This window comes from Deefgea chitinilytica (assembly GCF_016881405.1).
Taxonomy (GTDB): domain Bacteria; phylum Pseudomonadota; class Gammaproteobacteria; order Burkholderiales; family Chitinibacteraceae; genus Deefgea; species Deefgea chitinilytica.
The window spans coordinates 1-1,830 of the sequence record NZ_WOFE01000019.1 but is presented as its reverse complement, the minus strand read 5'-3'; the positions used below and the strand labels follow the sequence as shown (position 1 = coordinate 1,830).

1 protein-coding gene is annotated in these 1,830 nt (G+C 48.3%); it reads right to left on the bottom strand.

The features are described 5' to 3' along the window. Positions 1 to 1,830, bottom strand: a 1,830-nt coding sequence (locus tag GM173_RS15795) for a beta strand repeat-containing protein (RefSeq protein ID WP_203572356.1), incomplete at both ends; no start/stop codon positions are given.

Below are 1,830 nucleotides of genomic sequence, written 5' to 3'. Positions count from 1 at the left end.
GCTATTCAGGTTTAAGGTTTCAATCCCCGATAGTGTTTTTCCTGTGAAATTTACATCAGCATCGACATTTAACACGTCATTGCCACTACCACCACTCACATTGCCCGCAGCATTGACGGTGATCGTTAAATCATCGTCAGCAGCCGAACCATCTAGATTTTCAAAATTACGAATGTCTGAATTACCTGAAACCTGATCCGCATCGACTTGTGTCAAATCGATACTTGTTGCACCCATGCCAGAAATTAAATGCAAGGTATCTGAACCTGTACCACCATCAACAGTAGTATTTGCAACATCTTGATATGTGTAGCTATCTGCGCCAGCACCGAAATTAACTGTATCATTTGCCGTCAAAGTACCAACGATGGTATCGGCGCCATCGCCTGCGGCAATTGTGTCGGCTCCTAAACCAAGCGTGATGGTGTCACCAAAGCGGCTGCCTTGAATATTGTTATTTCCATTCCCTGCATTGATTGCCACCGCTTGATCCGCAGCAGAAGCATCGATCAAATCATTACCTGAACCCGTTAATACCGAAGTGGTTCCCGAGCCAGCCGAGAATGTGATTGAGCCGGTATATGCCGTACTATCGAGGTTTTCAAAACCGGTATAAGTTCCAGCTCCTGCAATTTGATCCGTATCTGAACCAAACTCCATTTGCACAAATGGCACACTATTTGAGCCTGCTCCAATCACCAGCGTATCGAGCCCATCACCTGCATCAACCACAACCGTAGAAGCGCCTTTGTTATAAGTGATGGTATCGTTACCAGAGCCCGTTTTAATTGATGTCGATGTATTGCCATACGATACAGTCAGCGCATCATCAGAGCTGCTAGCATCCAAATTTTCAAAATTCTGGTAGCCAGCAATATTAACTCCTGCCCCCATAGTCAAAGTCAATGAGCCCGCCGCTGCGGTTACCGCCAAAGTATCGAGATCATCACCGCCATCCACCGTCGCACCCGCGACATAGGTAATACGATCATTCCCAGCGCCCAAATTCGCTGTGTCTTGGCTGCCTAGATTGAGCACCGTATCACTACCCGCACCGGCGTTAACCACGTCTGCATCAGTATCTACACCCAGATCAATTTGATCATTTTGTGCCCCTCCCGTAATCGAATCAGCACCTGCTCCGCCACTGAGTGTGGTATTTCCTGTCGCCGCCGCCGAATTGATCGTGTCATCACCACTTCCGGTCGCGATCTCTTGCGTGCTAGCACTACCGACAATAGAAACATCACCAGTAATTAGGGAAGCATCCACTTTTTCAAAGTTGATCAAGTTACTCGGCACAGAGAGCGAAGATCCTGAGCTAAATACAATTGAATCAAAGCCATCACCACCATCCAGCGTAGTCACCCCTGGCAAGCCGCTAGAATCAATAGTGACCTGCTGCCCATCAGCTCCAGCAAAAGTAACGCTATTGATATTGGTAAAAGATTTACTGCTTAAATCAATACTTCCCGAGGCTCCGCTGACGGTGATATCAACCGTTTTTCCTGTGCCATCAAAATGAGTTAGCGCACTGAAGTAGGCTGCTGAAATGGTCAACGTAGTGTCGTTAGCAAACTTCAAAGTCTCAATGCCCGACATTGAAACGGTTGCCGCACTCAGTGTCGCTGCACCACTTGAAGTCAGCACCAGGACATCCGTACCATCCCCCCCCGCAATCGTATCCAGAGCGGCCAAAGCCGAGTAAATAGTGTCATTGCCAGAACCAGTGTTCACCGAATCCAAACCTGCGCCAAGCGTCACACTATCTGTGCCGGATCCGGTGGTAATACTGCTACCAGCAGCATCGGCAGTCACAGTTAGGTTGCC